We start from the raw sequence: 19,861 nt of genomic DNA on the forward strand, positions 1-19,861 counted from the left end.
CATATTACTCTTTCAAAATTCAATCGGATAAAGTCCCAAAAGTGACATTTTTTACGAGATTTTGGGAAATTATCCATCAAAAATAGCCGATAATTCCCCAAATCTCAAAATTTTAGTAAGATTTGGGAATTTATGTATTCAAAAAATGGAAATCACAAATTGCGATATCCATGCTTTTTTCCAATTATTTTCGATCTTTATTGGACATTTAATGGACATTTTATTGGACATTCCACAATAGCGCATGATAATCCGCCTAGCTCCCCCCGTCTAATTTCTATATTATCGTTCAATGGTAGATTCCGAAGCGCTTGAACAAGAAGACTATGAGGTAAAAATCGGTTCATTTAACGGGCCGATGGATTTGCTCGTCTATCTCGTTCAAAAAAAGGAAATGACGCTAGACCAGATTCCCATTGCTGAAATCGCAGACGACTTTCTCAAGTGGGTGAACGAGTATTCCGAAACGGACCTTTCCAAGGCGGGCGACTTCTTGTTCATGGCAAGCCGCTTGATGGCGCTCAAGGTGCAGGAATTGCTCCCGGCCGAAGAACGCGATCCGGAGATGGAAGAGGAATACAACGAAGACCGCGAAAAGCTCATGAAGGAAATGTTGGAATACCAGCGTTTCAAGCAGGTAGCCAGTGGCCTCCAGGAAATGGAAGCGAAGAACTTCGGAACGTATTCCCGTGGGCGCCTCGAAAAGACGCAGAGTGACGACGACACACTCGCCGATGCAAACATCTGGCAACTTTTCCGCGCTTACCAAAAGAGCTTAAAGACAAAGATTTCCGAGACGATTCACCATATTGAATTGGACTACGTGACGATTCAGGACCGTCAGCAGGCCATCAACAACTTCTTGAATGTGCATGGACGTGCGCTTTTTGAAGACTTGCTCGACAACGATTCGCACCCGATTGTCGCAGCGGTAACGTTCATGGCAATGCTCGAAATGATCAAGACGGACGATATCGTTTTCCGTCAGAGTGAACTTTTCGGACCAATCTGGATTTACCGCAAGAAGAACAACCCCGAGTACGCCGACGAAATGGCGCACGAGACCGTGTTTTTCAGCAAGGATCCCGAAGTCAAGGCTGGGCTTGTGGAAACAATCCGCAGCCAGGCAATTGCACGTTCCAAGGAAAAGAGCGTGGGCGACCTTGCCGCTACGATGCGCGAAGCCGTGCTTTGGACGGAACGCGGCAGAAACGTCACCGAAGAAGACCTCAACGCGATGTTGGAAGGTCGCGAAGACATTTCCGAAGTGCAGGACAATCCGTTTGCCGACATGATTGCGGAAGCGGACGCCGCCGAAGGCGCACAGCAAGCTGCAAGCGCACCTGTTGGAGATGCACAACAGGCCGTAGCTCCGGGAAGTGCAGAAACTGCACCGATTCAAGATGTCGCACCTGCAAATGACAACGCTTCGGCCCCAGTCGAAAATACGGAAGCTGTTCCGGCGCAAGATGCCGCGCAGTCCGCAACTTTGGAAAGTGCAAAAGTATCCGCTAGCGAGGACGAAGCTCCGGTGCTTAGCAAGAGTTCAATTCCTGAATTCGGCGCTAACGACGATGACGATTCCGAAGAACGCGCCCACACATTCGAACCGGTAGATGAACTCGTCGAAGAACTTGAAGAAGAAAATCTTGATGAAGATGAAATTGAATCCGGTGAAGCAGAATCCGTAACGGAAGAAACCACCGAAAGTTCGGACGATTCCAGTGCAGAAAGCACATTCCAAGGTTTGAACGAGCAGTCTGTCCAGCAGATGAGCGATGAAGAGTTTGCCGCCTTTATGCAAAAGGCCCAAGAATTCTACAACAACGCAAGTTCCGCGCAGTCTAACAACACACAATCCGCCGCAACATCCGCGCAATCAACTACAAGCTCAACGCAGGCAGCATCAACGCAGGCACAAACAAGCGCCACGCAGCCAACCTCCGCGGCATCTCGCAGCACGTCCTCTTACGGTTCGGCCGAACCAGAAGAAGACCGTTATTCCTCTTACAGTTTCGGCAACGAAATGACGGACGAGGAATACATCGCCTATTTGAACCGCAGCGCCCGCGCAAGCCGCAAGGAAGAATCAAAGTCAGCGGCATCCACATCAAGCGCAGCTCCCGAGAAGTCCACATCATCCGAGAAGCCCAAGAAAAAGTCGTTCATGCCCGAAGATGAAGAAGGCGGAATGACGGACGAAGAATACCAAGCTTACCTCGCTGAACACGGCGACGACGACGATGACGAAGAAGGCCCCGTTGTCTACGGAGCCGGTAAAGATTAATTTTTATTGATGGGCTAAAGCGTTTTCTTCACGCTCCAGCTTTTCATTTTCAAGCCATCACGGATAGCGATATCGCGTTTATCAAAAACCTCAAATTTGCGATTCTTATAAAACGCAAGATTTTTCTCTGAATTTGTAAACAACGTCAGTTGCTTACCTCCATGTTCACGAATGTATTCTTCCATGAAGGCAACAAGCTGTGTACCAACACCCTTTCCTTGAAATGGCGAGTCCACCGTCAGCGAACTACAATACCAAATATTTTCGCCACCATGCTGATAATCGTGACAAGGTTTCCCGGCAGATTCATCCATATTAACCCAAGCATTCACACGTTTTATGCCTGCGCTAAAATAGACATTCCACCAGCCATGAAGTAGGAACTGTAAATCCGACGGTCTCTTGTAATGCGGATCTTCGAGCACAGCCAAGCCTACAATTTTTCCGTCAATTTTAACCGTCAAGAAATGGGACTTTCGCATAATCGCGCGCCACGTTCCGTACAAAACGGACCGTATCACCTTATGCCTCAAGCCCAAATCCGGGAAAAAATTTAAAAAATACTCATAGTATTCATAGGCCCGAAACGAAAGTTCCACAGCATCGCTTAGCTCTTCACGTTTCAACGCTCCAAATTCGATTCCCATTACAAAACTCCGTTCTATTTATATAAAATGGAAACAATTATTAAAGTTGTGTATTTCAAAACAAATTACGTGCAAAAATATTGAATAAACTTTATCCAAACAGTTTGGCGATATACGGGTAGGCTTCATCCGGCAAAGTGAAATGCTTTGCGATATAGAACATATAAGGAATCTTGACTGCTGCAAACGGCAAAATTCGTTTTGTGGCTTCCGCGATTTTCTGCGGGTCCGTCGTTCCCAAATAAGCAGGGAAGAAAATGTTCCAATGAGCCAAAAGTTTTTCTTTATTCATGTGGAAAACAAGATCCGCCTTTTGCTCATCCATTCTGTTCGTCATGCTCCACAACATTCCCAAATCCCAACCAGGGTCACCATAGCCGAAATCGCCCATATCAATCCAAAGTGTTCGCTTTCCATCGGTAATGACATTGCTGATTTGCAAATCACCATGAAGGCAAGTCGGGGTGTTGGGAACCGTATTGATAAAAGCCAAGGCCTTTTGCTTGTAAAAGTCAGGAACTACAGCCTTTTCAAGATAAAAGCGACGGAATTTTTCCTTTGTTGACACAAGTTTTGACGTATCCGCTTTCGTCGAATGGAGTTTCTTGGCCATTTCAGCAAATATCAAAGAAAGTTCTTGCAGTCGCCCCGGCTCTTCTGAAATGATTCTTGAAAAAGAACGTTTGTTTCGGATAAGTTCATATTCGGCACCAAAGCGTTCGCCATCTGTTACCAAACGAATCGGCTTAGGAGTCGGGACACCCAAAGCAAATGCAGTGCAAGAAGTCAAGAAATCCTTTTTAGCACAGTCCGCTTCGAATCCGGGATGATAAAGTTTTGCAATCGTATCGCGTGTCTTGTGCGTGTACGAGATTGCAGTCGCGCCTTCACCCGTCGCTGCATAATCATCCAAATTGATCTTTTCAACTTCTTCAGACATAATAGCCTCTCTTAATAAAACTTTTCGACCAGGGAATGAACCAATCCTGCAAACAACTTCTTATAAGCTTCAGGAGTCGGCATCAAGATTGAACGGATACAAGCATCCAAAGGAGCAAACTTGCCAGCAAGAGCAGTGAAGGCGGAAATGTCCTTATTCCCCGTGTAGGCCTCAGCAAACGCATTCCAGAAGTTTTTCAACTGTTCCTGCGACATGTGGAAAATTTCCTGCGCTGCCGGGAACTGAGAATAAACTTGGCAAGTCATGAAAAAATGCCCTATATCAAACATTGGCGAACCGTGACTAAACCAGCCAAGATCAATCCAATAAGGTTTACCGTCACCAGAAATAATCAGGTTGCCCATCTGGAAATCACCATGCAAGCAGGTTTTCTCGTCTTCTATACTCTGAACAAACGCCCGCATTTTTTCTCTATCATCATCTGCAACAAAATCAGACGCATCGATACCCTTCAGGGCAAGATCCTTGCGGCTTGGGAAAAAGTCCGTATTGCAAGGCAAGGCGTGCAGTTGCAGGCCCAATGAAGCAAGCAACTTAGCCATTTCACTGATGCGTGACGGATCATCGGAGCAAATACGCGAAAGCGATTTCTTCCCCTTAATGATTTCTACAAGCTGACCGTAACCATCCCCCACGCGCACCATATCGAACATACGAGGAGTCGGGATTCCCAAATCAAAGACATGCTGGGCCGCATCACGTTCTTGCTTTACGGTTGCCTCATCACAACGAGGCGGGTTATTCACTTTCAAGAGGAAATCAGGATGGCCGGGATGCACATAAGTTTTCCCGTTACCGCCCTCGCCCACCTGCGTCCAGGTACTAATATCAATATTCTGGTATTCCATTTTTGCTCCCCAGAAAAAATTTCTCTTTATAAAAATATCGCTTTTTCTGCAGAAAAGAACAAAAAGAATTTAGCTGATACTCCAAATTATTCAATATTGGCGAATTTTGCCGCAAAATCAACAAAAAAAGCCCCGCCGAAGCGAGGTTTAAAGGAGATTCCGGCTCGGAGGCCGGAATGACAGATTGATCGTTAATCGTCGTTACGACCGCCGAGGAGTCCTGCGCGGTATGCCCAGTAGAGCAACTGCAAAATAGACGAAATTGCAGCGGCAACATACGTGAGGCCTGCGGCAAAGAGCACGCCAGAGACGGTATTGTATTCGCGACCTGCGGCAACGACTTCCATGCGGGCAAGAGCCTTCTTGGCACGTGCCGAAGCGTCAAATTCCACAGGCACGGTCACGAGCGTAAAGAGTGTCGCAAGCGCAAAGAGCACCACGCCTACAACCGCGAGAGAGTGTCCAAGAGCCTTGCCCATGCCCATAAGCATAATGCCGATAATCACAAGCCATGGTCCGAGATTAGAACCGATGTTGGCGGCAGGCACAATGGCAGAACGGAGCCACAGCGGGAAGTAGCCTTCAGCATGCTGGATAGCGTGACCGACTTCGTGAGCGGCAACGCCTGCGGCACTTGCATTGCGGCCGGAATAGACTTCGGGCGACAAGTTAAGCGTCTTGTTCAGCGGATTGTAATGATCCGAAAGAAAGCCCTGGTGCTTGAGGATTTTCACATCGGTAATGCCCGCTTCCATAAGGATAGCCTTGGCGACATCGGCTCCGGTGAGGCCGCTAGAAATTGTGACTTTTTGGCCAGCGGCAAAGCGCTTCTTGACCAACAGGGAAACGGCGCCCGAAAGCACGAGCGTCACCACGAGAATCATCATGTATAAAGGATCGAACATCATAATTTTAGTTCCTTAATTTCACTATCCAATTTACAAAAAGAATGGCGAAAGCGACTGTGATTTCGTCACTCTTTTTTGCTTATTATCGGCGGTTTTTACATGTCACCGGTGGTGAACTTGCTCTTGTCGCGCAAATGCGTGAGGAACATGCCCAGCACGAAGTAGATGACCGCCTGGATGGCTAGCAGGTAGAGCTTTGGCGCCACATCGTAAATGTCACCACCCATCTGTTCAATCGAGAGCCATGCGGGTACGGCAAACGTACTCGGCAGAATGTACGAAAGCCCCACCATCCAGCTCGGCATCAAATAGCTCGGCCAGCTAAAGTTCGCAAGGAACAAGATTGGGATGGAGAGGTTCAGGAACAGCTGCATGCTCGATTCGCGGTGCAAGAAAACTTGCGAGAGGCACATGCCAAAGTTGATGACCGAAGCAAGGAACACCACCGCAAAAATCGTCATCGGCAAGAGCTCGCCACGACGCGGGAAGTCAAAAATATTGTAAATCACGCAGTGGTAGAACAGGATAAAGCAGCAGTAGTGCATAAAATACGCCAGCGAACGGCCCAAATAGCGGTACGGCATGCTCTCGTTTTCGACTTCGGAATAGCGCTGGTTGCGGCGGAAACGGCGATGCCCGCGAGCGCCACCAAGCACGCAAATTCCAATCACAAGGGACTGTTGCAAAATCAGCACGAGCACACTAGGAACAACATAATTAGAATAGCTTCCCGTGTTGTTGAACATCGTTTGTATTGATAACGGCATCGGATCTCGCATCGCCATAGCCTTTGCAGAAGGCACCTTTTTACCTAACGCAATCGCCTTCACCTTGCTCACCGCACCGACCGTCAACGCACATGTCGAGAATGCCGTTCCAATCGTACCATGGAGCATCACGTAGGCGCCATGCGTAAAGATATCAATCTTGGTCGTTTTCTTGTCGATCAAATTCTTTTCCATGTTCTCGGGAATGACCATAAAGCCGAAAATATCTTCACGCGCCATTGCGGTTTCCGCTTCGAGCATGTCGTTAAAGACAGCCTTGACTTCGACCTGTTGCGTTGCAGCAGCCATTCGCGTAAGTTCACGGGATTTTGCAGAATGGTCCAAATCCACAATTGCTACCGGAACACGAGAGACCGTCTGGTTCATATATGCCGTCGGATAGTAGAACGCATAAAGGATACCAGCAACAACAAGCAAGAGCACTGCCGCAGGATCAGTGAAGAACAACTTCCATTCCGTCAAGGTCACTTTCAAAAGACGACTAATCATGTTTTCGCCTCCTGATTTTCTCTAGCACACTTTTAAACAGCGCATCTACGGTAATCTCGCCATCTTCTTCGACAACGACCGGCATTTGAGAATCATGCTTCAAGCGGTACTTCCAACGGAGAACCATTGTAAAGCACCCGAACAAGGTCCAGAAGAGCGCCATGCCAGCCATGAGCTTGACAACTTCCCAAGATGCAGCCATGCCGACATCGCCAAGAAGCATCATGGACTGCACACGGAGCACGTGAGTCAACGGCAACAAAAACGCAAAGCAACGCACGGCAAACGGCATAGCCATCACGGGGAACGTCTGGCCGGCAAAAGCAAACGCAGGGCCGCCAATCACGCCCGAAACGCCTGTGGCAATACGCATCACGCCGGTCACGCCTACGAATACCATTCCCGCCCCCACGCAGCAAATCACCATCAAGAGTTGCGCCACGGAGACCATCACAAATTCTTCAAAGCCCATCGGCATGAGCATGCGGTGCGTGTACGCATAACAGCCCATGTATTCAAGCCAGAGAATGATAACGGCAGGAACAAATGAAGCAACACCCAACGTCACCCAAGAACGTTCTGCATACTGGTAAAATTCACGCACGCGCTTGTCACGCAACGGGAACGAAGCGATATATACCGCCACAAGCATCGCCGCCAAGTGGAACATTGCCGATACAAGTCCAAGCGCCAGGAATCCCTGATAATTGCCTTCGATGTTCCCGACCGAATGGATTTCTGTTTTTATAGGATCTTCAAACGAAGCCGTAAAAAGTTCAGAACCCACATCGGTGAGCACTGCACGAATTTCCTTTGTTGCAAACATGTTCGTGAGGTAATTCTGGCCGCTCGAATAAACAGGAATCACAGGCGCTTCAAGGCGGAGTGCACGGCGTTCCAAATCCGTCGGGAGCACGATAAACGTCTGCAAGTCTCCGCGAATCACCGCATGTTCACATTCGCTCATGTCATGGCAATTCACTTTAACATCGAGCACGGGGCTTGACTGGATTGCACGTTCCAAGCGGTCCGCAAGTTGGCTATGGTCCTGCTTGAGAATGCCCACCGGGATGTGCTGCACGATTTCGCTCGAGAACATTTCCAGCATGAAGACGGAAACGCCTACGGGAAGCACCGTAAGAATCATCCACAAGACTAGCTTGTGGCCAAAGTAAATCTTCCCGATTGTCTTTAAAAGACCTTTCAGCACGATAACCTTCTATCCAATTATTGAATATCGTCGGCAGGGAGCAAAACGCTCATGCCCGGGCGGAGGTTTTCGACCTTGTGCGTCGGGCGCATGCGGACTTCGAACGTCTTGAGGTCAAAGCCGGAGCTTTCTTTGGAGCTGCGCCATGTAGCATAGTCACCGACAGAAGCGATGTAGCTTACGACCATTTCGATGGTCTTGTCGAGAGCCGGTACCTGGAGATAGAACTTTTTGCCTTTAGAAACGTTCTTGAGGTAATCTTCACGGAGGTGGAACACCGCCCAGGAATCATTCAAGTCCGTCACGGCGATAATCGGCATACCAGAACCGACAACTTCGCCTTCTTCGGCGAGCTTGAGAGAAACTTCACCGGTAATCGGCGTGCGAATCTTGGTTTCTTCGAGGTAGGCATCGACTTCGGCATTCGCGCCCTTGGCCTGCATCACGAGAGCGTTTGCAGCGGCCTTGTCTTCGCTACGGGCGCCGGCAACAGCCTGATTGTACTGAGCGCGAGCGGCATCAGCAGCGGACTGGGTTGCCTTCATCTGCGTTTCAGCTTCATCGCGCTTCTGGAGCGGAAGCACGCCTTCGTTGTAGAGTTTCTGCACGCGGTTGTAAGTGTTCTTGGCAAGCGTTGCGGCTTCTTGAGCGCGATCGGCCATTGCCTTGAGCGCCGTGATGTCTTCACTGCGAGCGCCATTGCGGGCCTTGCTGGCCTGAGCCTTGGCAGCACCGAGTGCGCCCTGAGCCTGCATCTTCTTGGCTTCAATTTCCGGACTGCTTATCACAGCAACGAGAGAATCCTTGTAGACCACGTCGCCTTCGTGAACGAGCAAACGTTCGATACGGCCCGGGACCTTCCCTGCCACGAGCACGCGGCGGGCTTCCATCTGGCCTTGCAAGAACTGCTCACGCGGTTGCGTTGCGAACTGCTGGAGCTGGGAGATGCCCATAATAACGAGCACTATCAAGGCAAGTACGACAACAACTTTTCCAATCATCTTTAATGCGTTCATTATTTATTCTCCGTTTCTAAATTCTGTTCAACCGGTTGTGCAGATTCAGTTGCAACAGGCGCTTCAGTTGCGGCCTGCGGTTCTGTTGCGGCAGGTTCACCGGTTGCTGAGCTTGCCGAAGCTTCAACAGGCTTTTCAACCACAAGCTGTTTAGACACAAGGACTGTACCTGCGGTAGAGACTTCGCCGGCGGCTTCAAGGAGTCCAAGCCAAGCAATCACAGCATCGTAATGAGCCTTGATGTCCGCGACCTGCAAGCGGGAAAGCGCAAGTTCGGCATCCACAACTTCTAGACCAGTTGCAAGACCTGCTTCGTAAGCCTTATTCTGGCTACGCAATGCTTCAACCGCAAGCTCACGCGTCTTGACAAGGCTTGCGAGCCTCCCCTTTGCATGTTCCATTTCACGCCAGCGCTTTTCAACCAAGAGCTTCAAATTGTCAATCGTTTCTTCTTCGAGGCTTCCCAAAGAACGGTCCATCGCCTTTGCAGAGCTCACCTTGGCACGGGTATCGCCACCCTTGAAGATATCCCACTGCATCTTGGCGCCAATTGCCCATTCCGGTTCAAGAATCGTCAAGTCCTTGGTGTAAAGTTCCTTGTAACCAAACAAAGCAATCGTCGGGAAGTAATCGGCGCGGGCAGCCCTAATCGCATTCTGGTTGCGCTTGCGTTCAACGCGAAGCTGGCGGAGTCCCGGATGCTTTTCAATAGCGAGCGCCTTGAATTCATCCATCGAGCGGATGCCTTCGGGAGATTCAACCGGCGTTGTTGCGGTGAGGCTTGTGTCCGTGTGCAACAAGCTTGCAAGAGCCATACGGGCGAGCGACTGGTCGCGGAGGGCATCTTCGTAAGCGTTTTCGGCTTCGGCAAGGGCCACTTCGGCGCGGAGGCGTTCAGTCTTGCTAATCTGGCCGCCCTCTTCGAGTTTCTTGGAGCGGTTCAGATGTTCTTCGAGGTCCTTCTTGGTCGTTTCACGCATGCCGACAAGTTCTTCGCACAAGCGGAGCGTAAAGTACTTGGTCGCCACATCCATGAGCACGGTGTTCTGCGCCATTTCAAATTCAGCCTTGCGGGCGTTCACATTCTCCTTGGCGGCATCGTAAGCGGAATAAATCTTGAGACCGGTAAAGATCGGCCAAACGACGGTCAGGCGAGCGTTAAAGAACCAGTCATCCTGTACCTTCATGTTGAAATCGGCATCGTTGATGTTCTTAGTCGCGGCCGAGCCATACTGTTCCGCAGTCTGCTGAGCGAATGTTTCTGGAGAACTCGTGCCAAGCTTTTCCTTGAGGGCATTTTCGGCATAAGCCTTTGCCTGGGCTTCGCTCCCCGTCTTGGCATAGGCGCCTTCGTAAGCCTGCTTATAACCATCGGAAGCTTTGTTGTAGGCCTCGATATAAGCCTTGGAATAAGCGGCAGCACCGGCTATATCGCCAAGCGGCTGCTGGATACGTCCGAGGTCAATATTAATGGGGTCATTGATTTTGGTAATGCCAGCCGACAGACTCACCGTCGGGAGGAAACGGGCAAAAGCTTCGTCTTCGCCACTTTGGGCAATATCCACTTTCGCCTTTTCAGCCTTGATTTTGGAATTGTTCGCCATGGCCATATCCAGCGCATCTTGCAAAGAAAGCGCTGTCGCATTAGCAGCCACGCAACCACTGAGAATAAAAGCAAAGTACCGTTTCATAGCTACAATAATAATACAAAAAGATGACAACAGCTGCAATTCCAAAACGACGCAATCCCTACAAGTAATAAAAAAAGTTCCGACAAAATGTCGGAACTTTTGGCGTAAAACTCAAAAAGAATAATTGTAGCTGTGAAATGACAGGATCCCCTCCCGCGTTTCACCTGGTCGAGGATGACTGTACGAGTAACTTTACTTGCCCGGAGTCGGGTCTGCTACTGTCCAACTGGTATAGCCATAACCCATCGTAGTAAAATCCTTACGATTGAGGCTCTTGCCCTTACCATCAGCTGCATACATATCCGGCCAACGGTCACTATAAAGTGTTGCGTCAGAAAGTTCATAGTACCATTGTTTAGAACCATCTGCCTTCGTTACAAACGAATAGGGCTTTTTCACAGCGACTGTTTCACCGCGGTTAGAAAGCTTACCTGCATAGAAGCGAATTGGCACAGCAGCATCAATACCGTAACGAGTACGGAGCTGAGATTCATAAGCCTTAAGAGAATCCCCAAAGAGGACCATCTTTCCGCCAGCCGGGATAACATCGGTCGATGCAAATTCCATATTCACACCTTCAATTTTCCAGCCCTGCGGAGTATTATTGACGCTTTCGACTAAAGTAACAGCTTCAGTTCCTTTATTTACAAGTTCCAAAAATTCAAGGTCCTTGAGGTCCTTTTCATTTTCGTGATAATGGATTTCACTGATGAAAATCGGCCCAGCCTTAAGTGCAGAATTTGCAGTACCCGGAGTTTCCGTTGCCATAGCACCCTGAGCTACAGAACCAGCAACTTCAACAATACCGCTAGACTGTTTACCAGAGAACACCATCAAGCTCGTTTCCTTACCTGTACGAGCGCCACCAGCAACTTCGTACAGATAAATTTCGTCGCCATTGTCGCTCAAGTAAAGGCCATCGCCAAATACAGCGGCAGTTGCTTCAAGAAGCAAATATCCATTGGCAGGAACAATCGTATTTGTACCACCGACAGTCCATTTTTTGCCCTTGAGCTTGGATTCGAGTTCCCAACCGGCAACGTCAACAGGTGCTGCGCCGACATTATAAAGTTCAACCCAGCCGTCTGAAACACCAAGCACGTACGGCTTGATTTCGTTCAAACGAATTGCAGAGGCATCAAGAACCTGATCGCCACCGGCACACGGATTGCCATTTGCCAAGGCGCTTGCACCCCAAGAAGTCGGGTCAGCTTCGTTGCCAGAACCGCGATACACGAGCGTATGGCCGTTACCATTGGCAAGGCTCGGCCAAGGCGGATTGTTGCTGAAGGCCGCACTGACGTCACCTTCACCTTTAATCTTGACATCGACGACATCACCTTCGTTTGCAAGCTTTGCAACAGCGCTAGTTTTGGGATCAACATCCCAAGGGCCAAACACACGGCACCCTGCAGGCAAGCTCGGATATGTCTGCTTAAACAAGGCTACGTCATTCGTTACAATAACATATTCACCTTTTTTCAAAGGTTCGGCCGGGAAGGCAAAGCTAACGGCACCATCCAAGCGGACGTTATTCAACTGCATGTTAGCAAGATCCGGACCCGACTTAATATAAACTTCGACCCATTCCAAAGCAGATGCATTCGGCGCATTATACATAATTTCCGAAACACCCATATAGGTCGAATTCGTATCCAAAACAATGTCTTCAGGATTCGAGCTAGAAGATGCCGGAACCTGAGATCCTGCAGAAGACGAAGAAGATACAGCGACATCCGAAGAAGAGGTCAAAACATCACCGCTGCTATTCGGCTGAACAACAGAGCTGCTCGAAGCATAGCTCGGCGGTGTTACGGGACTAGAGTCATCGGAGCAGGCAGAGAACATGCCGAGCACCGAGACACAGGTGCCAACAGCAAGCATTTTTTTTGTATTCATAAGCGCCTTCCTTATTTAATTGTTTAAATCCATTTTAGAAATTTCCCGCAAGTTGAGTCCAGTACGGGCTCTTGAAACGACGCGGATTTTCGTAAACACGTTTCCATTCAGCGGCGGCATTTCCAAACTTGGAGAATGCACCGTGTTTTAAATTCAATGCACGAATCAGGTCGAACATCCAGTAAGGCATCTGGGCTGCCGGGCACTTGAGTTCAAGCACGGCATCGGCACCCGGCTGGAAGAATCGCGGAAGCCCCGTGGAATGCATGTAGTGCGGATCCACAGTATAGTCAAAGCCATTTTCTTCGCGGAATCGCATGCCGGTATCAATCGTCACGCGAGAATACTCTTCACGCAGTCCGAACCATGCACGACGCTTGTACTGCGTCAACAGACGCGGATGAGCGCCATGGAGTTCCGTCTTGTACAAGAAATCCTTGAGGTACATGCGGTCTTTATCGCTCTTGCACGGCCATTCCTCGGGCTTCATGTGCCAAACTTCGCCGGGATTAATTCCCTTGATTGTCGCACGGCTCTTGTAGCAGATGTTACGGATCTTGCGCTTGACCTCGAAATGGAACGTACCGTCCTGAGCGGGGTGTTCACCGTACGTGCGGATACGCATGTTGAAACGGTCCAAGAGCTGTTTCTTTTTCCAGCCGAGGAACGTCCATGTCGGCGTGTCCAGATAAAGATTCGTAATCCAGTAGAATCCACCCGGAGTAATCTTGGAATAATAGTCTTCTTCGCAATACGGCGCCAAGAACGCACCAATCCGGTCCGCCCATTCAACGGGGATATGGTACTTCAGTTCGAAGCGTTCAAGAAGACTAAATCCGCGGGCTTCAGCCATAAACTACCTGATTCCTTCACGAAGATGGTTCGTTACGTCTTGACGGGCAAGTCCACCGGAGTAATCCAGCAACTCCAAATAGCGTGCAAAAATATCGTATTCGAGCTTAGCAGCCTTCAAGTCGCTTTCGAGAGCGCTTTCACGAGCGCGGAGAAGCAAGAGCGGGTCGGAACCGGCCTTGTGTGCAAACTGTTCCATGAAGCCACTGGCGTTCACTTGTTCGGCATAATCCTTCAAGACTTTCCACTGGTCGATGAGCGTAAGGACTTCTTCGGTGAGACGGGCAACCTTCTGGTTCACTTCGCGGACTTCGTCCAAAAACTTGCTTTCGGCATCGAGCTTTTCGACCTGTTCACGGAGGGAAGCATCCTTGTTGCTATCGAAGAACGGCAAGCGGAATGCGAGGTTCAAGAAGAACTTATCCGAAGTCTTGCGGTTATCTTCATCAGGAACAAGTTGACGGGTCGTGTAATAAGGATCAGCAATGCAAGCGTCAATATCGTAGTATTTCTGATACTCCGGTTTCTGCAAGTTTGCACAGTCCAAAGTCTTGTACTTTTCCATCAAGGATTCAATCTGGAGCGAGTAGCCAATGCCCACATGCGAGATGTAGTTGCGGTCCTTGCTTGCATCCTGTTGCGCCTTGGAAATATCGGAATCGCGCTTGCCCTTGGCAAGAGCCACAAGCGGGAAGCTTTCGTCAACAGTCACGCCATTCTTCAAGAATTCGGCAAGTTCTTCCATCGTCGGGAGGAACGAGGAATCCAAATTGACATTGTCATAATCCGGAGCCCAGCTCAACATCTTGAGTTCGGCATCGCGGAGCGCCGTGCTGTCCGAAAGCAAGTTTGCCTTGAGCGACGCACTCTTTTCCAGTGAAGTCATCAAGTCTTCGGCATTGAACGAAGCAGAACCGGACTTGAGGTGGAGAACCTCGATACGGTCCTGAATAACCTGCAAAAGTTGCTTGTTGATTTCGTTAATCTTCTGGCGAAGTACATAGCGCACGCCGCGTTCGTAACGGTCGTAAAGGAGGATCGAACGTTCAACGGCAAAAGTAGCCTGCTGGTAATTCTTAACGGCCTCATAGTGTGCCTTGTCGGCAGCGCGTTCACCAAAAGCCTGCGGGGTCACGCGAAGTTCAAAGTCATGCTTGGCAAAGCTAAAACCGTCCAGCTGATAGCGGAGTTCCACCTTGTCCCAAAGCTTGAGGTTGCGTTCTTTCGATGTCGCCTCGGCGCGTTTTTCAGCAGCCTCATACCTCGGATCTGCCTTAGCGGATTCGATCAGGCGTTCCCATGTGAGAGGGCTTGCGATTGCCGCCGCAGTCAGTGCAAGCGTTAAAAAGGATACAGTCTTCATTACTTCTTAGCCTTCTGTTGCTGCTTTTCCAAGTTGCGCTTGCTCGTTTCGGTGATGGTCACCATTTCGCCAAGCAAGAACTGATTTTCTTCGGGAATCTTGATGGTCACTTCGCGGCCATAAACCGGGATTTCCGGCATCTTCCACATGCGGGTCGGGAACGGCACGATGCGGCTCGAAAGGCCAACCACTTCGCCAATCACGGCCTTGCCCTTACCGGTAAGAGAGGTGACCTTCACGGCTTCGCCGAGGTTCGTGTTTTCGTAAATCTGTTCGTTGATATAGCCACGGATAAGCGTCGGGGACTTGTGGGCAAGCGTCACGATCGGGGCAAAGCTAGAGACCTTTTCGCCATCGCGCACGTTCACATCACCGACAACCCAGTTTTCCTTGGCAATCTGAGTGAGTTCCTTCTGCTGTTTGCGGAGTTCGGCAAGTTCCTTGCGGATGTTTGCAGCTTCGGTCTTGCCGCTAGACTTCTGGAGTTTGTTGCTACCACGGAGGAGGGCAATCTGTTCGTTGGCGCTCCTGGTTGCAACTGCAAGTTCGTTCTTGAGGCTCTTGATGCGCATAGCCATGGCATCGTTGCCATCGGCCTTGGACTTGGAGTTCGAGAGGCTCTTGAGCTTGGCAGAAATAGCCTTGTTGCTTTCGTATTCCGCTTCAAGGTTGCGAATTTCAGCCAAAAGTGTGAGGCGACGAGATTCAAGGTTAGCCTTGACTTCGGCCACCTTCTGGTCGATTTCGGCAGAGCTCAAGTTGCTGCGGCCTTCGAGAGCGTCAAGTTCACGGGTGAGTTCGGCAACGCGGAGCGTGAGGTCCGGACGGTTGATAACCACGATAGTGTCGCCCGGCTTGACTTCCTGGCCCGGAACCACGTAAATCTTGACGATTTCGGTCGGAGACGGAAGGCTGATAATCGTTTCGCTGGATTCGGCAATGCCACGGAACATGGCCGCCTTGCCCTGGTAAATGAAGCCGAGCATCACGGCAAACACGACGCATGCCACCCAGGCAATAGAAAGCTTGTGGGTATAGACGTAAGCGACACCCGCATTGTTCTTGTGGGTATTCCAGAAATTGTCGAGAAGATCTTCGAGCTTATTCATTTTTCAAACCTCCTTACATTTCCGTCGTAGCGTCTTGCATCATGAACTGGACATCCGAAATGCCTTCAACCTTCGAGAGGAGCGTGAGGATTTCGGCAGCGGGCTTCGTTGCGCGGAGGCGAATCTGGTAAGCGACGTCCAAGCGAGCACCGCCATCGACTTCACGCATCGTAATCAAAATAAACGTCTTTAAATTGCCCTTCATGATATCTTCAACCTGGCCACGGACCTTGGGTTCGTTCGGGAGAGCAAAGCGAAGCATGCCGTCAAAGAAGTGCTTGGTACCAAGACCCGTGCGAGAAAGCAGGAATGCTACACAGCTGAAAGCGATTGTACCGCCGACTGCGGCACCCCAAGCGTAAACACCGCAACCGATACCGGCGCCGAGAGCGGCGAAGATGAACATGATATCGCGCGGGTCCTTGAAGCTCGTACGGAAGCGGACCACCGAGAGAGCACCCATCATACCAAGACCACGACCAACGTTATCGCCGATAGCCTGCATCACCATGGCAGCGACCACGGCACTAAGCACAATGCCCTGCACAAAATTTCGCGAGTACGAAAGTCCGAGGAACGTCTTTTCGTAAGTCCATGCAATCGTCGAAGACAGGACGAACGCGAGAATCAAGGTGTATGCAAGCGTAATAATCGTTGCGTTTGTTGAGCTGGACTGGACAGCAAGAAGGTCAAGCATAATAACTCCGTTAATTAATTCTTTTTTATGGCCCGTTTTTTCCAAAATCTACTTAAAAACAAGCCTATCACACTCGCAATTTTGTAAATAATGGACTAACAAAAAAATTACAATCCGCTTTTTTATTACGGATTTGGGCGAATATCACCCAATTTTTTTATTCCAGGCTGTAGAACCCACGCTAAAAATAATAAAACTAGTTTTTTCGTTCTTGAAAAAAATAATTACATGTTGGTTACCACAACAACGCATTGAGGAAACCGCAACGTATGTTTATTTTCGGTAACATAAATTAGACGAGAGAACGGGACTTCGCCCCTACAGACGAGAGACGAAAGAGGTATTCCATGACAAAAAAGTCCTCGCGGAGCGAAAACTTTCAGTTTGGAGCTTTTTCTGTTTTATGTTTTTTACAATTCGATTTATCGGATAGAAATAGCCCTAATTTCATTCCCGTAACGGACTAAGAACCTTCCTGCACTGGGAAAATCGATATTCATCAAAGATTCCGTACGCAACTTGCGAAGAACTCTCCCCTGGACATCCATCACGAGGAGTGTCTTGCCCGGCATTAGCCCTGACATGGCGACAACGTTTCCACTTACGGCAATACGCCAAGTGCTTTTCGGCAATATTTTCGGAAGAGCAATTTTATTATTAACGACCGAGGCAATAACCAGATGCTCTACAAGGCCATCACAATACGAGTCGTTTACTTCTACATTAAAGATTTTTGCATCCCTTTGAACAGATTTAAACAGTCCCCCATATTTGTACGCATCATACGATTCATACCCATCACCGGACTTTAGGTACAAACCAGAAATGGAATGTCCATTCCCCAGAAATGTTCCTTCAAAATACGCTATCGGTCTCCAAACAAAATAACTATTTGTATCAAGATTCAGTTTAGAATCCTTTATCATGTTTTCATTGACAACAATATCGTTCTGAAGAGACGCACACCATTTTCTGTCGGCGGATTGTTCAATCCAATACAATTCCTCTTTTGAGGTAACTAGATAACACCCTGTTGAATCTTTTAATGGTTTTTGCGGAACAGGAATCCACTGTGCATAATAATCTCTATTAGTAGGCGGTTCCGGCCAAGTCGGATTCGCCCATTCATAAGGTTTTTCTTCCCGCCAAGACAAAAATACGGCACCCTCACGAGTTGGATCTTTTACTTTGGGGCTTTCGAGAACCGTATAAGTTGTCGGGTTATCGTGATGATTTACACCACCAACTAGGTGATACGTAATCGTATATACGACAGGTTTCCACTTGACATACACGGTGATATCATCTGTATTATCTTCAGGAATTTCTTTAATTTCTTTCGTGAAGAGAGAATCCACATACCAGCCGTCAAAAGTATATCCATCAGAATACGCCTTTTCTAAAACAAACGTTGATGAATCCGTTGACCATTCAATTTTACACGAACCATAACAGTATTGTTTGTCATAAGAGCCACGATACAGTCCCATCTCTAAAGTGATAATAAAACGGCTTTTCCATTTCGCATACAAGATTCTATCATCGAGATTCCTTGTATCTATGGAATCCACTTTATTTGTAAAGGCGCTATCCAAAAACCAACCTTCAAACACATCGTTCGCCTTATGCGGTTCACTTAAAGCGATCGGCTTGTCGCCAACCGTAAAATAACGAGGATTCTTTTCATTGTTCTCGCCGCCATTCAAAACATAACGAATTTCGACCTTTACCCCATCGAAAACGGGATGCGGATCCGTACCGATTTTTTGAGTCCATCGCAAATCGTCATTCTTAGACAAAATATTCAACGCCGTTCCATCAGCAAATTGTTCTTTGCTTAGCGAAGTCGCTTTTGAAACAGAAGTATCCTTGGAATCCATGCACAGGGCGTTTTCTATCACAAAAACAGAATCACCCGCAGAGCAAACAGGTTCCTTTACAGCAACGATGCAGTCCGATTTCAAGCCCTGCAGTTTTCCGAGAAAAAAGACATTATTCAAAACAGCTTGATTCATGCTAGCAGCGATTCCACCAACAGTTCCACCTTCGACAATGCCTAAACTATAAGCGTTCTCAATCGAAGACGCATTGGAGCGTTTTCTATCCAGAACATGAACATAGTCCGCCGATATTGCTGGAGCAGTCAAAAGACAATTTTCACTTATAACTTCTTTTCCAACCAAGCCCCCTGCATATTGAGTTCCATGAACAGACGCTTCAGAATAAACATTATATATCCAAGTTTCCCAATCAACCGTTCCGACTAAGCCGCCAGCCGTATTCGCAGAAAAATAGGAGTCTTTGATTCCCAAATTTCTCACGACACTTCTGCGTTCCAAAAAATCAAACAAGCCCCCTTCGCCTCTCAAGCCCGATATTGAAAAACCATTGCCATCAAACGTTCCAAAGAAGTTCAAACTCGGCCACCACACATAATCATCTAAAGATAGATTCCCTTCTGCATCCAAAAGGTTCTTGTTCACAACAATGTCATTTTGGAGAGAGACACACACGGGATCAACGATAGAATACCGGCCATCAACATAAAAAACATCTCTAAGTCCATAAAGTTCCTCGGCAGAGTGGATTAAATAACAGCCGCGTTCATCTATTTGCGGCGTTTTGGGAACAAGTCCCCATCTTGCCGAGACCGTAAAGTCACCGAGAATATGAGAAATATATGATTCCGGATCCCCTTTAAAAGAACGCTCAAAATTCCAATTCGGGCTAACAGTGCATGCACTAGCAGACTCGATATACCATCCCAAAAAAGCATAGCCTTCACGTGTAGCAGGCTTTAATTCGATTTTTTTAGTGATTTCATTGCCATAGCTTGTTGGATTATCCGGATGATTCGTTCCACCATTCAATATGTACGTGATGGTTCTAGCATCAGCAAAAGAGGTCACCAATACCAAACAAATAAACAGCACCCAAATTCTACGGAAGCAGCACAACATAAAGACACTCCTTCATTTTAATAATATACACAAATAAACATGCGAAAAAATTTAAGTGCAATTTTTTTACATGCAATGTAACTAGGAATACGAAAAAGTCCCCGCAGACGCGAGGACTTATTGGAGAGGAGTGTAC

The 19,861-nt window shown here is 48.4% G+C and carries 15 protein-coding genes; 1 reads left to right on the forward strand and 14 read right to left on the reverse strand.

The annotated features are described in order from the left end of the window. Window positions 1-292: 292 nt before the first annotated feature. On the forward strand, window positions 293-2,287 hold the full coding sequence (locus tag FSU_RS06280) for a segregation and condensation protein A (RefSeq protein ID WP_014545627.1): 1,995 nt from the start codon (window positions 293-295) through the stop codon (window positions 2,285-2,287). A 14-nt stretch (window positions 2,288-2,301) separates the two neighbouring features. Here the strand turns inward: FSU_RS06280 and FSU_RS06285 are convergent, their stop codons facing one another. The 14 genes from FSU_RS06285 to FSU_RS06350 all read right to left on the reverse strand — a co-directional run bounded on the left by FSU_RS06285 (window position 2,302) and on the right by FSU_RS06350 (window position 19,725). Then, window positions 2,302-2,934 (reverse strand): GNAT family N-acetyltransferase, encoded by a 633-nt coding sequence (locus FSU_RS06285; protein WP_014545628.1) that lies wholly within the window; start codon window positions 2,932-2,934, stop codon window positions 2,302-2,304. A 91-nt stretch (window positions 2,935-3,025) separates the two neighbouring features. Further along, window positions 3,026-3,874, reverse strand: coding sequence for a TIGR02172 family protein (locus tag FSU_RS06290; protein ID WP_014545629.1), 849 nt, complete (start codon window positions 3,872-3,874; stop codon window positions 3,026-3,028). A gap of 11 nt (window positions 3,875-3,885) precedes the next feature. Next, window positions 3,886-4,743, reverse strand: a complete 858-nt coding sequence (locus tag FSU_RS06295) for a TIGR02172 family protein (protein WP_014545630.1) — start codon at window positions 4,741-4,743, stop codon at window positions 3,886-3,888. 191 nt (window positions 4,744-4,934) lie between these two features. Continuing rightward, the gene (locus FSU_RS06300) at window positions 4,935-5,651 is read right to left on the reverse strand and encodes a zinc metallopeptidase (protein ID WP_015731849.1); all 717 of its coding nucleotides are present in this window, start codon (window positions 5,649-5,651) and stop codon (window positions 4,935-4,937) included. Window positions 5,652-5,746: 95 nt separating this feature from the next. Continuing rightward, window positions 5,747-6,928, reverse strand: a complete 1,182-nt coding sequence (locus FSU_RS06305; protein WP_014545632.1) for an ABC transporter permease — start codon at window positions 6,926-6,928, stop codon at window positions 5,747-5,749. Continuing rightward, on the reverse strand, window positions 6,921-8,138 hold the full coding sequence (locus tag FSU_RS06310; protein ID WP_014545633.1) for an ABC transporter permease: 1,218 nt from the start codon (window positions 8,136-8,138) through the stop codon (window positions 6,921-6,923). The genes FSU_RS06305 and FSU_RS06310 overlap by 8 nt, the downstream gene beginning before the upstream one ends. 17 nt (window positions 8,139-8,155) lie before the next feature. After that, entirely contained in the window at window positions 8,156-9,154 is a 999-nt protein-coding gene (locus FSU_RS06315) for an HlyD family secretion protein (RefSeq protein ID WP_014545634.1), read from the reverse strand. Then, window positions 9,154-10,845 carry a TolC family protein gene (locus FSU_RS06320; RefSeq protein WP_014545635.1) on the reverse strand — a complete coding sequence of 564 codons (1,692 nt, stop codon included), beginning with the start codon at window positions 10,843-10,845 and terminating at the stop codon, window positions 9,154-9,156. Before FSU_RS06320 ends, FSU_RS06315 begins: the two co-directional genes overlap by 1 nt. A gap of 192 nt (window positions 10,846-11,037) precedes the next feature. Then, window positions 11,038-12,744, reverse strand: a complete 1,707-nt coding sequence (locus tag FSU_RS06325; protein ID WP_014545636.1) for a lamin tail domain-containing protein — start codon at window positions 12,742-12,744, stop codon at window positions 11,038-11,040. A gap of 34 nt (window positions 12,745-12,778) precedes the next feature. Continuing rightward, entirely contained in the window at window positions 12,779-13,597 is an 819-nt protein-coding gene (locus FSU_RS06330) for a polyphosphate polymerase domain-containing protein (RefSeq protein ID WP_014545637.1), read from the reverse strand. 3 nt (window positions 13,598-13,600) lie between these two features. Further along, on the reverse strand, window positions 13,601-14,959 hold the full coding sequence (locus FSU_RS06335) for a TolC family protein (protein ID WP_014545638.1): 1,359 nt from the start codon (window positions 14,957-14,959) through the stop codon (window positions 13,601-13,603). Then, window positions 14,959-16,068 carry an HlyD family secretion protein gene (locus tag FSU_RS06340; protein ID WP_015731850.1) on the reverse strand — a complete coding sequence of 370 codons (1,110 nt, stop codon included), beginning with the start codon at window positions 16,066-16,068 and terminating at the stop codon, window positions 14,959-14,961. The genes FSU_RS06335 and FSU_RS06340 overlap by 1 nt, the downstream gene beginning before the upstream one ends. 13 nt (window positions 16,069-16,081) lie before the next feature. Further along, window positions 16,082-16,765, reverse strand: coding sequence for a DUF4956 domain-containing protein (locus tag FSU_RS06345; RefSeq protein WP_014545640.1), 684 nt, complete (start codon window positions 16,763-16,765; stop codon window positions 16,082-16,084). 422 nt (window positions 16,766-17,187) lie between these two features. Continuing rightward, on the reverse strand, window positions 17,188-19,725 hold the full coding sequence (locus FSU_RS06350) for an InlB B-repeat-containing protein (RefSeq protein ID WP_014545641.1): 2,538 nt from the start codon (window positions 19,723-19,725) through the stop codon (window positions 17,188-17,190). Window positions 19,726-19,861 lie beyond the last annotated feature (136 nt).

This window comes from Fibrobacter succinogenes subsp. succinogenes S85, from assembly GCF_000146505.1.
GTDB classification, from domain to species: Bacteria; Fibrobacterota; Fibrobacteria; order Fibrobacterales; family Fibrobacteraceae; genus Fibrobacter; species Fibrobacter succinogenes.

Excerpts from the sequence above, each read along its gene's own strand:
- FSU_RS06280 (WP_014545627.1), top strand. The coding sequence starts at position 293 with ATGGTAGATTCCGAAGCGCTTGAACAAGAAGACTATGAGGTAAAAATC.
- FSU_RS06285 (WP_014545628.1), bottom strand. The coding sequence starts at position 2,934 with ATGGGAATCGAATTTGGAGCGTTGAAACGTGAAGAGCTAAGCGATGCT.
- FSU_RS06290 (WP_014545629.1), bottom strand. The coding sequence starts at position 3,874 with ATGTCTGAAGAAGTTGAAAAGATCAATTTGGATGATTATGCAGCGACG.
- FSU_RS06295 (WP_014545630.1), bottom strand. The coding sequence starts at position 4,743 with ATGGAATACCAGAATATTGATATTAGTACCTGGACGCAGGTGGGCGAG.
- FSU_RS06300 (WP_015731849.1), bottom strand. The coding sequence starts at position 5,651 with ATGATGTTCGATCCTTTATACATGATGATTCTCGTGGTGACGCTCGTG.
- FSU_RS06305 (WP_014545632.1), bottom strand. The coding sequence starts at position 6,928 with ATGATTAGTCGTCTTTTGAAAGTGACCTTGACGGAATGGAAGTTGTTC.
- FSU_RS06315 (WP_014545634.1), bottom strand. The coding sequence starts at position 9,154 with ATGAACGCATTAAAGATGATTGGAAAAGTTGTTGTCGTACTTGCCTTG.
- FSU_RS06320 (WP_014545635.1), bottom strand. The coding sequence starts at position 10,845 with ATGAAACGGTACTTTGCTTTTATTCTCAGTGGTTGCGTGGCTGCTAAT.
- FSU_RS06325 (WP_014545636.1), bottom strand. The coding sequence starts at position 12,744 with ATGAATACAAAAAAAATGCTTGCTGTTGGCACCTGTGTCTCGGTGCTC.
- FSU_RS06330 (WP_014545637.1), bottom strand. The coding sequence starts at position 13,597 with ATGGCTGAAGCCCGCGGATTTAGTCTTCTTGAACGCTTCGAACTGAAG.
- FSU_RS06335 (WP_014545638.1), bottom strand. The coding sequence starts at position 14,959 with ATGAAGACTGTATCCTTTTTAACGCTTGCACTGACTGCGGCGGCAATC.
- FSU_RS06340 (WP_015731850.1), bottom strand. The coding sequence starts at position 16,068 with ATGAATAAGCTCGAAGATCTTCTCGACAATTTCTGGAATACCCACAAG.
- FSU_RS06345 (WP_014545640.1), bottom strand. The coding sequence starts at position 16,765 with ATGCTTGACCTTCTTGCTGTCCAGTCCAGCTCAACAAACGCAACGATT.
- FSU_RS06350 (WP_014545641.1), bottom strand. The coding sequence starts at position 19,725 with ATGTTGTGCTGCTTCCGTAGAATTTGGGTGCTGTTTATTTGTTTGGTA.